Origin of the sequence: Kitasatospora sp. NPDC036755 (assembly GCF_040636595.1) — a bacterium.
Taxonomy (GTDB): domain Bacteria; phylum Actinomycetota; class Actinomycetes; order Streptomycetales; family Streptomycetaceae; genus Kitasatospora.
This window is the reverse complement of record NZ_JBEZUT010000305.1, coordinates 1-10365: the sequence shown is the minus strand read 5'-3', so window position 1 is coordinate 10365 and position 10365 is coordinate 1. Positions and strand designations below refer to the sequence as shown.

Annotated in this window: 10 protein-coding genes; 6 read left to right on the top strand and 4 right to left on the bottom strand. The window is 74.1% G+C overall.

Annotated elements, in window-relative coordinates:
* A partial coding sequence (locus tag AB0E96_RS32550; protein WP_359829387.1) for a DEAD/DEAH box helicase occupies positions 1 to 1256 on the bottom strand: 1256 nt, incomplete at its 3' end.
* A 7-nt stretch (positions 1257 to 1263) separates the two neighbouring features.
* Positions 1264 to 2142 (bottom strand): class I SAM-dependent methyltransferase, encoded by an 879-nt coding sequence (locus tag AB0E96_RS32545; RefSeq protein ID WP_359829386.1) that lies wholly within the window; start codon positions 2140 to 2142, stop codon positions 1264 to 1266.
* A 414-nt stretch (positions 2143 to 2556) separates the two neighbouring features.
* Between AB0E96_RS32545 and rpsA the strand changes: the two genes are divergently transcribed.
* Together rpsA and AB0E96_RS32535 are read left to right on the top strand one after the other, a co-directional pair.
* Positions 2557 to 4047 carry a 30S ribosomal protein S1 gene (gene rpsA / locus AB0E96_RS32540; protein WP_359829385.1) on the top strand — a complete coding sequence of 497 codons (1491 nt, stop codon included), beginning with the start codon at positions 2557 to 2559 and terminating at the stop codon, positions 4045 to 4047.
* 256 nt (positions 4048 to 4303) lie between these two features.
* Positions 4304 to 6514, top strand: a complete 2211-nt coding sequence (locus tag AB0E96_RS32535) for an MMPL family transporter (RefSeq protein WP_359829384.1) — start codon at positions 4304 to 4306, stop codon at positions 6512 to 6514.
* A 49-nt stretch (positions 6515 to 6563) separates the two neighbouring features.
* Here AB0E96_RS32535 and AB0E96_RS32530 read toward each other — a convergent pair whose 3' ends face one another.
* Positions 6564 to 6995, bottom strand: a complete 432-nt coding sequence (locus AB0E96_RS32530) for a MarR family transcriptional regulator (RefSeq protein ID WP_359829383.1) — start codon at positions 6993 to 6995, stop codon at positions 6564 to 6566.
* 62 nt (positions 6996 to 7057) lie between these two features.
* On the opposite strand from AB0E96_RS32530, the gene AB0E96_RS32525 reads away from it, so the two are divergent.
* The 3 genes from AB0E96_RS32525 to AB0E96_RS32515 all read left to right on the top strand — a co-directional run bounded on the left by AB0E96_RS32525 (position 7058) and on the right by AB0E96_RS32515 (position 9064).
* Positions 7058 to 7702 (top strand): MBL fold metallo-hydrolase, encoded by a 645-nt coding sequence (locus tag AB0E96_RS32525; protein ID WP_359829382.1) that lies wholly within the window; start codon positions 7058 to 7060, stop codon positions 7700 to 7702.
* Between the two features lie 56 nt (positions 7703 to 7758).
* A complete protein-coding gene (coaE, locus tag AB0E96_RS32520; RefSeq protein WP_359829381.1) occupies positions 7759 to 8358 on the top strand; it encodes a dephospho-CoA kinase in 600 nt (199 codons plus the stop codon).
* A gap of 151 nt (positions 8359 to 8509) precedes the next feature.
* A complete protein-coding gene (locus tag AB0E96_RS32515; RefSeq protein WP_359829380.1) occupies positions 8510 to 9064 on the top strand; it encodes a GNAT family N-acetyltransferase in 555 nt (184 codons plus the stop codon).
* Between the two features lie 134 nt (positions 9065 to 9198).
* Here AB0E96_RS32515 and AB0E96_RS32510 read toward each other — a convergent pair whose 3' ends face one another.
* Positions 9199 to 9930: a hypothetical protein gene (locus AB0E96_RS32510; RefSeq protein ID WP_359829379.1), complete on the bottom strand. Its 732-nt coding sequence runs from the start codon at positions 9928 to 9930 to the stop codon at positions 9199 to 9201.
* Positions 9931 to 10010: 80 nt separating this feature from the next.
* On the opposite strand from AB0E96_RS32510, the gene AB0E96_RS32505 reads away from it, so the two are divergent.
* A partial coding sequence (locus AB0E96_RS32505) for a LysR family transcriptional regulator (RefSeq protein WP_359829378.1) occupies positions 10011 to 10365 on the top strand: 355 nt, incomplete at its 3' end.

Here is a 10365-nt window from a genome sequence, read left to right as displayed (position 1 = left end):
GGCGTGGCCCGGCCGTCCGCCGAGACCGCACCGAGGGCCTGGAGGGTCTGCCGGGCGGCGGCCATCGCGCCCGCCGGTGGCGCGTCGGGCAGGGCGAGGCCGGTGGCGTCCGGGTCGCCCCAGCAGGCGGCCTGGAGGGCGAAGGGGGTGAGGTCGGCGAGCGCGATCTCGGGGGTGGGGAAGCGGGCGGCGAGGGCGTCCTCGGCCTCGTTCCAGCAGCGGTAGACGGTGCCGGGGGCCTCGCGCCCGGCGCGGCCGGCGCGTTGGCGGGCGGCGGCGAGGGAGGCCCGGACGGTGACGAGGCCGGCGAGGCCGCGGGCGTGGTCGGTGCGGGGTTCGCGGGCGAGTCCGGCGTCGACCACGATGCGTACGCCCGGCACGGTGAGCGAGGACTCGGCGACGGCGGTGGCGAGCACGACCCGGCGGCGCTCCCCGGGGGAGAGGGCCGCGTCCTGGACGGTCTGCGGGGCGCGGCCGTGCAGCTGGAGCACCTCGGCGTCCACGTCTCCCAGTGCCCCGGCCACCCGGGCGATCTCGCCGACGCCGGGCAGGAAGCAGAGCACGTCCCCGTCCCGCTCGCCCAGCGCACGCCGTACGACCGCCGCGACGTGGTCGAGCAGCGCCGGGTCCACCCGGGTGCCGTGTGCGGGCCGGACGGCCCGGGGCGGCGGGGCCCACCGGACCTCGACCGGGTGGGAGGTCCCGTGCGCCTCCACCACCGGGGCGCCGCCGAGGAGTTCGGCCCAGGCCTCGGTGTCGGAGGTGGCGGAGGCGCAGAGCAGCCGGAGTTCGGGCCGCAGCGCCGCCCGGACGTCCAGCAGGAAGGCGAGCGCGGTGTCGGCGTCGAGGTGCCGTTCGTGGCACTCGTCCAGCACCACCACGTCCACGCCGGGCAACTCCTGGTCGCGCTGGAGCCGTTGCAGCAGCACGCCGGTGGTGACCACCTCGACGACCGTGTCCGGCCCGGTGCGGCGCTCGCCGCGCACCGTGTACCCGACCTCGCGGCCCACGGACGAGCCGAGCAGCCAGGCCATCCGCCGGGCGGCGGCCCGTACGGCGAGTCGGCGCGGTTCGGCGACCAGGATCCGCCGTACGGGCCGGCCGTCGTCGAGCAGTCCGGCCAGGGCGAGCGGCACCAGGGTGGTCTTGCCGGTGCCGGGTGGCGCGGCGAGGACGGCGGTGCCGTGCCCGTCCAGTGCCTCGTGGAGGGCGGGCAGGGCGGTGCGGACGGGCAGGTCGTGCCAGGCGGGGTTCACCGGCGGGTCAGCCCCGCTCGGTGACGAAGATCGCCGTGCCGGGGATCAGCCGCCCGCGCAGCGGGGACCAGCCGCCCCACTCCTGTTCCAGTCCGGCCGGCCACTCGGGTTCGACCAGGTCCACCAGGCGGAAGCCGGCGGCGACGAGTTCGCGGACCCGGTCGCCGAGGGTGCGGTGGTGCTCGACGTAGGTGGCGCGGCCCCGCTCGTCCTGTTCGACGTACGGGGTGCGGTCGAAGTAGGAGGCGGTGGCGGTGAGGCCCTCGACGCCGGGCTCGTCCGGGAAGGCCCAGCGGATCGGGTGGGTGACCGAGAAGACCCAGCGCCCGCCCGGCCGCAGCACCCGGTGCACCTCGCGCATCAGGGCGGCGGTGTCGGCGCTGAACGGGACGGCGCCGTAGGCGGAGCAGGCGAGGTCGAAGGAGGCGTCGGCGAAGGGCAGGACGGCGGCGTCGGCCTGGACGACGGGGACGGGCGCGGCGCCGCGGCCGAGGTCGATCCGGCGGGAGTGCTGGAGCTGGCGGTAGGAGATGTCCAGGGCGACCGGGCGGGCGCCCCGGGCGGCCAGCCAGCGGGAGCACTGGGCGGCGCCGGCGCCGATCTCCAGCACGTCGCGGCCGGCCACGTCGCCGAGCAGCCGGGCGTCGGCCTCGTCGAGGCCCTCGGGGCACCAGGTGAAGCGGTCGTCGCCGAGGAATTCGCCGTGCTCGTCCTGGTACTCGTCGGCGTTGCGGTCCCACCAGTGGCGGCTGGCCCGGCTGCTCTCCCCGGTGCCGGCCTCCCGGCGGAGGGCGTCGTCGCCGTCCTCCTCCTCGACCCGCGCGGGGGAGGTGTCAAGATCGTGCAGGTCCGACTGGGGGGTGGTGGCCACGGTGACAATGCCCATCGCGTAGGGTATGGAGTGCGGAAGCGCCGCTGCCGAGAACCGGTCCTGTGAGGGTCCGGGTCCTGGCGGTGGCATCCGGGGACAGGGCCCTTTCGGGCGCCGCCGCGAGGCGCGCATCCGGAGGATATGGCCTGATCCGTACCGGGCTCCACCGTCTTGCCGTCCTTCGGCATTGACCGTGCCTGGCCGTCCCCGTATGCTACAAGTTGCGCTGCGGGCCTGCGCGCCTCGGACGGAGCAGGTCGCGCTCGCATCTGTCGAAGACCCCACGGTCGCAAGACGGACGCCGGTTCTCGTTGAACGGGAATTTCGGTGCGCCGTGTTCTTGGCTGTCCGGCTTTCGGTGGGAGCGATACGGGCCCTCCGCGTGGCATTACCTACGACTTTCATGTCCGTACCGGAGCCCTTTTCCTAATGACGAGCCCCACCGACTCCTCCCTCAGCACCACCCCGCAGGTCGCGGTCAACGACATCGGCGACGCCGAGGCGTTCCTCGCCGCCATCGACGAGACCATCAAGTACTTCAACGATGGCGACATCGTCGAGGGCGTCATCGTGAAGGTCGACCGTGACGAGGTCCTCCTCGACATCGGTTACAAGACCGAGGGCGTCATCCCGTCCCGCGAGCTCTCGATCAAGCACGACGTTGACCCGCACGAGGTCGTCGCCGTCGGTGACAACATCGAGGCCCTGGTTCTCCAGAAGGAGGACAAGGAGGGTCGTCTCATCCTGTCCAAGAAGCGCGCTCAGTACGAGCGTGCCTGGGGCACGATCGAGAAGATCAAGGAAGAGGACGGCATCGTCACCGGTACCGTCATCGAGGTCGTCAAGGGTGGTCTCATCCTCGACATCGGCCTCCGTGGCTTCCTCCCGGCCTCGCTCGTCGAGATGCGTCGTGTCCGCGACCTCCAGCCCTACGTGGGCAAGGAGCTCGAGGCCAAGATCATCGAGCTGGACAAGAACCGCAACAACGTGGTCCTGTCCCGCCGTGCCTGGCTGGAGCAGACCCAGAGCGAGGTCCGCCAGACCTTCCTCACCACCCTGCAGAAGGGCCAGGTGCGCTCCGGCGTCGTCTCCTCGATCGTCAACTTCGGTGCCTTCGTGGACCTGGGTGGCGTCGACGGCCTGGTGCACGTCTCCGAGCTGTCCTGGAAGCACATCGACCACCCGTCCGAGGTTGTCGAGGTCGGCCAGGAGGTCACCGTCGAGGTTCTCGACGTTGACATGGACCGCGAGCGCGTCTCCCTGTCGCTGAAGGCGACCCAGGAGGACCCGTGGCAGCAGTTCGCCCGTACCCACCAGATCGGCCAGGTCGTTCCGGGTAAGGTCACCAAGCTGGTTCCGTTCGGTGCGTTCGTCCGCGTGGACGAGGGCATCGAGGGTCTGGTCCACATCTCCGAGCTGGCCGAGCGCCACGTCGAGATCCCGGAGCAGGTCGTCCAGGTCGGCGACGAGATCTTCGTCAAGGTCATCGACATCGACCTCGAGCGTCGCCGCATCAGCCTGTCGCTCAAGCAGGCCAACGAGGCTCTGGGTGCCAACCCGGCCGAGGTCGAGTTCGACCCGACCCTGTACGGCATGGCCGCCTCGTACGACGACCAGGGCAACTACATCTACCCGGAGGGCTTCGACCCCGAGGCGAACGACTGGCTGGCCGGCTTCGAGAAGCAGCGTGAGGAGTGGGAGCGCCAGTACGCCGAGGCGCAGTCCCGCTTCGAGCAGCACCAGGCCCAGGTCATCAAGAGCCGCGAGGCCGACGCCCAGGCTGCCGAGGAGGGTGGCGACGCCGTCGCCGCCGCCGCCGGTGGCTCCTACTCGTCCAGCAGCGACGAGGGCTCGGGCGCCCTGGCCTCCGACGAGGCCCTGGCCGCTCTGCGCGAGAAGCTGGCCGGTGGCCAGAGCTGAGGCTCTCGCTTCCCGCTAGCCGATAGCTAGACGGTGGGCCCCACCCGGATCTCCGGGTGGGGCCCATGTCGTTGTCGCGGGGCCGCTCCGTTTCGTCCGACGGGGTCGGCCCTGTTTCGTTTTTCGCGATGATTTATACCGCCCCGACTTATGTGTGTTTTATGTGAAGGAAAGTGTGAGATGGGGCTCATTGCCCGTCTATAGGCCGGAGTTCGGGTTGCCCCTAGATTGAGGGGAGCTGCCCGAAAGGCTCCTCATGCGCAACCCCACTTCCGCCGCCCCCACCGCCGTGGTCGGCGGCCGGCTCGCGGCCCTCGGCCGGTTCTGCTTCCGCCACCGCCGCTGGGTGCTCGGCCTGTGGGCCGTCGTCCTGGTGGTCGGCGTCCTGATCGGCGGCCGGGTCTTCGAGGGCTCGGTGGCCGGGGCCTCCTCCGCCAGCGCCGAGGCCGACCGGGGCGGTGCGGTGATCGCCGCGGCCGACCCGGCCAAGGGCACCGTCACCGCGGTGGTGGACGGCCGGCCGGTGGACGATCCGGGGGTGAGGGCCGCCGTCGAGCGGGCCACCGCCGAGATCGCCGCCCTGCCCGGGGTCTCCTCCGCCGCCGACGCGTACGGCTCCGGCCCGGCTCCGGCCGCGCTGCGCTCCGCCGACGGGACGGCGAGCCTGATCAGCGTCCGGATGGCCGACACCGCGAGCACCGCCCAGACCGACGCCGTCACCGCGCGGCTCGCCGCGCTGGAGGGGGCGGGCGGCGCCCACGTCACGGTCGGCGGGGACCTGGTGCTCCAGCAGGAGGTCAAGCGGCAGACCGAGAAGGACACCCGGTTCGGCGAGCTGGTGACGCTTCCGGTCACGCTGATCGTCATGGTGCTGGTCTTCGGCGGGCTGGCGGCGGCCTCGCTGCCGGCGATCGGGGCGGTCGCCTCGGTGGGCGGCGCGCTGCTGGCCATGTTCGGTTTCAGCCGGATCATGGACATCGACACCAGCGTGCTGCCGATCGCCACGGTGCTGGGGCTCGGACTCTCGATCGACTACGCCCTGCTCATGGTGAATCGTTTCCGTGAGGAACGCGGCCAGGGCGCGGGCATCGCCGCCGCCGTCGAGCGGACCGCGGCGACCGCCGGACGCACCGTGGCCTTCTCCGGGCTGACGGTGGCCGTCGCGCTCTCCGGCCTGTTCGTCTTCACCAGCCCGGTGCTCGGCGCGGTGGCCGCGGCCGGGGTGAGCGTGGTGGTGATCGCCGTCGCCGCCGCGCTGACCCTGATCCCCGCCCTGCTGGGCTTCGCCGGAGCGCGGATCAAGGCGCCGGCCGCGCCCGTGGCGGACGAGGGGTTCTTCAGCCGGACCGTGCGCCGGGTGCGCAAGCGGGCGGTGGCGGTCACCCTCGCCTCGGTGGCGCTGCTGATGGCGGCCGGGGCGCCGTTCCTCCACGCCGACATGCGCAGCTCGGGCGCCGCGGTGCTGCCCGCCTCCTCGGCCGGGCGGCAGGTCGCCGAGGCGATCGACCAGCGCTTCCCGCAGGCCGCGGCCGCGCCGGTCACGGTGGTGGTCGAGGGCGGGGCGGCGGTGGCGCAGGCCTACGCGGACGACGTGGTCGCCAAGCTGGCCGGGGTGAGCGGGGTGCGGGCCGTGTCGCCGGTGAGCGACTCGGTCTCCACGATCGACGTGCTGGTGCACGGGGACCCGCAGGGCGCGGAGGCCAAGCGGGTGGTCGGGGAGCTGCGGGCCGACCGCGGCGGGCTGACCACCTACGTCACCGGCGGTGCCGCCTCGGTGGTGGACTTCCAGGACGAGCTGTTCTCGCGAGGGCCGTGGGCGCTCGGCCTGGTCGCGGCCGGCACGCTGGTGCTGCTCTTCCTGATGACCGGCTCGGTGGTGATGCCGGTCAAGGCGCTGCTGATGAACCTGCTCTCGCTGGGCGCCTCGCTCGGCGCGCTCACCCTGGTGTTCCAGGACGGCTGGTTCAGCGGGCTGCTCGGGTTCAGCCCGACCGGCGGGCTGGAGACGTTCATACCGGTGCTGGTCTTCGCCTTCGCCTTCGGCCTGTCGATGGACTACGAGGTGTTCCTGCTCTCCCGGATCAGGGAGCTGACCCTGCGCGGGCACGACTGCGTCCGGGCGGTGGAGCTGGGCGTGCAGCGCAGCGGTCGGATCATCACCTCGGCGGCGCTGCTGATGGTGATCGTCTTCGCCGGGTTCGCGCTCGGCGACATGCTGATGGTCAAGCAGATGGGCATCGCCCTGGCGGTCGCCGTCGCGGTGGACGCCACCCTGGTGCGGTGCCTGCTGGTGCCCGCCGCGATGAGCCTGTTCGGGGAGTTCAACTGGTGGGCGCCCGCCCCGCTGCGGCGGCTGCACCGGCGGTTCGGGCTGAGCGAGCACGTCGACCTGCCGGAGATCGAGCCGGCCGCGGCGGCGGCGATCCCGGCGCCGCGTCCGGCTGAGCCGCTGGTCGGGGCGGTGTAGCACCCCGGGCCGGCGGGCCGGCGTCGGGGCGCGACGGCCGGCGGGGTCGTCAGTGCAGCCGGCGCAGCAGTTCGACCGCCGCGCGGAGGCGGTCCTGCTCGGCCGGGTCCAGGCGGGACTCGATCGCGGTGGCGATCCGGTGCTCGCGCCGGGCGCGCTGGTCGAGCAGGGCGGTGCGGCCGGCCTCGGTGGCGGTGATCAGCAGCTTGCGCCCGTCGGTGGGGTGGGGCTGCTGGACGACCAGCCCGGCCTCGGTCATCAGCGCGACGGTGCGGGCCATCGACTGGTGGCGGACCCGCTGGAGCGCGGCGAGTTCGGCGACGGTGCAGGTGCGTCCGTCGCGGACCAGCAGGCCGAGGACGGCGGCCTGGTTCTGCGGCAGTTCGTCGGCCTCGCGCAGGGAGCGGACCAGGCTGCCGAGGGCGGCGCGCAGGTCGGCGGCGAGTTCCAGGGTGTCCGGGCGAGGGGCTTCACTGCTCATGGGATGAGTCTACCGGGAATATGTCCAGCCTTGCTGTACAGCCTTGCTGTATGGTTTTCGGCATGCGAATCACCAAGTTCGGACACGCCTGCGTACGCGTCGAGCACGGCGGCACCACCGTCGTCGTCGATCCGGGGGCCTTCACCGACCCCGCCGCCGCCCTGGCCGGGGCGGACGCCGTCCTGATCACCCACGAGCACATGGACCACTTCGAGGAGTCCCGGCTGCGCGCCGCCCTGGAGGCGGACCCGGCGCTGCGGGTGTGGACCAACCGGGCCGTCGCCGAGCGGCTGGACGGCGCGGCGCGGCGGGTCGCCGTGGTCGGCGAGGGCGACGCCTTCGAGGTCGGCGGGCTCGGCGTCTCGGTGCACGGCGAGTGGCACGCGGAGATCCACCCGGACATCCCGCGGGTGCACAACATCGGCTTCCTCTTCGACGGCCGACTGTTCCACCCCGGCGACGCGTTCACCGTGCCGCCGCACGCCGTGGAGACCCTGCTGCTGCCGCTGGCGGCGCCCTGGAGCAAGGCCTCCGAGGTGATCGACTACGTCCGGGAGGCCGGGCCGCGCCGGGCCGTCCCGGTGCACGAGGCGGTGCTCAGCCCGATCGGGTTCGCCGTGCAGACCCGGCTGGTCGGACCGGAGGGGCCGGGCACGGGCGCGGAACTGACGCTGCTGGCGGAGGGCGAGAGCCTGGAACTGGACTGAGGCCCCGGGGCGGCCCGCTGCTGACGTGCCCGGCGCCACGCCGGTAGCCTGACGCCATGCTGAAGATCGGACTGACGGGCGGCATCGGCGCGGGCAAGAGCGAGGTGTCCCGGCTGTTCGCCGCGCACGGCGCGGTGATCGTGGACTCCGACGTGATCGCCCGCGAGGTGGTCGCCCCCGGGACGGACGGACTGGCGGCCGTGGTCGCCGAGTTCGGACCGCGGGTGCTGCGGGAGGACGGCACGCTGGACCGGCCCGCGCTCGGGGCGGTCGTGTTCGCCGACCCGGAGCGGCTGAAGGCGCTGAACGCGATCGTCCACCCGCTGGTGCGGGCCCGCTCCGCCGAGCTGGAGGCGGCGGCCGCGCCGGACGCCGTCGTGGTGCACGACGTGCCGCTGCTGGCCGAGAACGGGCTGGCGCCGCTGTTCGACCTGGTCGTGGTGGTGGACGCGGCGGACGAGGTGCGGGTGGACCGGCTGGTACGGCTGCGGGGCATGGCCGAGGAGGAGGCCCGGGCCCGGATGGCCGCCCAGGCCTCCCGGGAGGACCGGCTGGCGATCGCGGACCTGGTGATCGACAACGGCGGCGGCCTGGCGGAGCTGGAGGCGCGGGTGGACGCGGTCTGGGCGGAGCTGGCGCGCCGCGCCGCGGCCTGACGCCGGGGCCCGGGCGGCGCGCGGCCGGGTCGTCAGCCTCGGGCGGGCCGTCCGGCCTTGGCGGGGGCCGGTGCCGGGGCCCGGGCGGCCGCCGGGCCGAGTGGCCGGGAAGGGTCTGGTGGAAGACCCCGGGGGAGGGGAGCATGGCGGAATGGATGATCGTTCTTCGCCCGAGCCCCAGCTCACCGGGGCGCCGGTGGTCGAACTGCTCGCGCGGTACGGCCGCGCCGAGCAGCAGGAGATCCTCGGCCCCGGGGCCGACCCGTACGGCGTCGCCTACACCGGGCTGACCTTCCGCCCCAAGGAGATCCACTTCGGCATCCGGGCCGCCGACGGCCGACTGGTCGCCCACACCGGGCTGGTACCGCTGCCGCTCACCGCGGGCGGCACCGACCTGACCGCGATGGGCGTCGGCGGGGTCTGCGTCGCGCCCGACCGGCGGCACGGCGGCCTCGCACAGGCCGTGGTCGGGGCCGCGCTCGACCACGCGCGCACGCTCGGCCACCGCTACGCGCTGCTGTTCTGCCGCCCGCCGCTGGCCGGGTTCTACCGGAGGCTCGGGTTCCGGGAGGTGGCGCGGGGCGTGACGGTGGAACAGCCGGAGGGGCGGCTGGTGGAGATGCCGCTGCGCACCCTGTGGGCACCGCTGGCCACCGGGGCCGGATGGCCGGAGGGGCCGGTGCGGCTGCGGTCGCTGCCGATGTGACCGGGCTCCCCCGGCGTCGGGGTGCGCGGGCCCGCCGCGAACCGGCCGGGGCGGGAGCGTCCGGGGGCTCGGGGGCTCGGGGGCTCGGGGGCTCGGAGGCAGGGGCTCCCGGGGCTTTCGGGGGCTTTCGCGGGTCAGGCCGTCGCGGCCGGGCTGTTCGCCTCCGCGTGCGTCACGGCGGCGCCGGCCAGGGCGCGGATCATCGGGTGCGCCCGGGTGCCGTCGCCGGACAGTTCGGGCTGGAACAGCGAGGCCAGGAAGAACGGGTGGCCGGGCAGCTCCAGGATGCGCAGGTCGCCCGACCCGTCCGCACCGCTGAACCGCAGGCCGTGGGCGGTCAGCCGGTCCAGGTAGGCGGGGTCGGGGCCGTACGCGCAGTGGTAGCGCTCCAGGGTGCGGGTGGCGCCGAGGACCCGTTCGGCGAGGCTCCCCGGGGTGACCGTGACGGCCCCCTCGTGGCCGACCAGCGAACAGGACAGCGGGGCGATCACCTGGTCCGGCGCGTCCGGGTGGTCCTCGCCGTGGACGGCCCCGGCCAGACCGCAGACGTTCCGGGCGTACTCCAGCACCGCGTGCTGGAACCCGGCGCAGGTGCCGAGGAAGGGGATGCCGCGCTCGCGGGCGGTGCGCACGGCGGCCAGCGCGCCCGCCTCGCTGCGGTACGGGCTGCCGGGCAGCAGCCAGATCGCGTCGAAGCCGTCCAGGGCCCCGGGCCCGACGGCGTCCCCGGTCGGGATCCAGTAGGCGTCCAGGACGAGGTGGTCGTGCTCGGCGAGGGCGTCCAGCAGGCCCGGGATTCGGGCATGCGAGCGGACGGCCGGGGAGCGGTCGCCGACCAGGGCGACCCGCGGGTTCGGGTAGGTCATGCGGCTATCCTGACTCCGCACCCGAGATCAGCGCCAACGATGATTCCTTAAGCTTCGATCAGATCGGTTGATGACCCGCCGTGGACCCGCAGCAGCTGCGCACCTTCGTCGCCGTCGCCCGCCTCGCCTCCTTCTCGGAGGCGGCGCGGGAGCTCGGCTACACCCAGTCCGCGGTCTCCCAGCAGATCGCCGCGCTGGAGGCGGACCTCGGGACCGCGCTGCTGGTCCGCCGCCCGGTCGGCCCGACCCCGGCCGGGCAGCGACTGCTGGAGCACGCCGCGCCGCTGCTGGTCCGGCTGGAGGCGGCGCGCGCCGACGTCGCACGCCTGGCGGGCGCGGCGGGGCCCCCCCGGGGGGGCGGGGCCCCAACCCCGGCGGGGGGGGCGGGGGGGGGGGGCGGGGGCGGCGCGAACGGAGATGACACCACAGAAAAAC